General features: G+C 78.7%; 1 protein-coding gene. It reads right to left on the minus strand.

All coding sequences use genetic code 11. The annotated features are described in order from the left end of the window. Positions 1 to 105: 105 nt before the first annotated feature. Positions 106 to 1056, minus strand: a complete 951-nt coding sequence (locus HLB09_RS17480) for a dihydroorotate dehydrogenase (protein WP_171204542.1) — start codon at positions 1054 to 1056, stop codon at positions 106 to 108. Positions 1057 to 1058 lie beyond the last annotated feature (2 nt).

Below are 1058 nucleotides of genomic sequence, written 5' to 3' on the forward strand. Positions count from 1 at the left end.
CCGCTCGCGGGGCTCGTCGGACGGGCGGGCGGCGTACGGTGCGCAGGTCGCTGTGCGCGCCACCGCACCCGCACCCCGCTCCCGCCCCCGCGGTCGGTGACCGGCTCAGGCGCGGTGCGCGAAGCCCACGGCGTCGGCGACGGAGGCGAAGCCCCGCTCGGCGAGCAGGGCGCCGAGCTCGTCGGCGACCCGGCCCGGCGTCGTCGGGTCGGCGAAGACGGCGGTGCCCACCTGCACGGCGGAGGCCCCCGCCAGCACCATCTGCAGCGCGTCGACCCCGCTCGCGACGCCGCCGGTCCCGACGACGGGAGCCTCCGGGAGGAGACCGGCGAGCATCGCCGCGCGCAGCTGCCAGACGCAGCGGACGGCGACCGGCCGGATCGCCGGCCCCGACAGCCCGCCCGTGGTGACGGCGAGCCGCGGGCGCATGGTGCGCACGTCGACGTCCACGCCGAGGAGCGTGTTGATCGCCGTGAGGCCGCTCGCCCCGGCCTCGAGGCAGGCGCGGGCGATCGCCACGAGGTCGGTGACGTCGGGCGAGAGCTTGGCGAGCAGCACGACGTCGTCGCCGACCGCGGCGCGCACGGCCCCCAGCACCGCGGCGCTGCTGCCGGGGTCGCAGGCGAAGACGAGCCCGCGGTTCGCGACGTTGGGGCAGGAGATGTTGACCTCGAGCGCGGCGACCCCCGGCGCGCCGACGACGCGGCGGGCCACCTCGGCGAACTCCTCCGGGTCCCCGCCCGCCACGGACACGACGGCGGTGGCGCCGCGCTCGGCGAGCCACGGCAGGTCGTGCTCGACGAGCGCGTCGACGCCCCCGCCCTGGAGGCCGATCGAGTTGAGCATCCCCGCCGGCGTCTCGGCCATGCGCGGCGTCGGCCGCCCCGAGCGGGGGCTCCGCATGACCGACTTCGTGACGACGGCGCCGAGGGCGGCGACGTCGGTGAAGGCGTCGAGCTCGCGGCCGGCGGCGGCGCAGCCGGACGCCGTCATGACGGGCGAGCGCAGGCGCGCCCCCGCCAGGTCCACCGCGAGGTCGACGGCGGGCGCGCTCACGG

The organism is Pseudokineococcus marinus (genome assembly GCF_013004605.1).
Taxonomy (GTDB): Bacteria; Actinomycetota; Actinomycetes; order Actinomycetales; family Quadrisphaeraceae; genus Pseudokineococcus; species Pseudokineococcus marinus.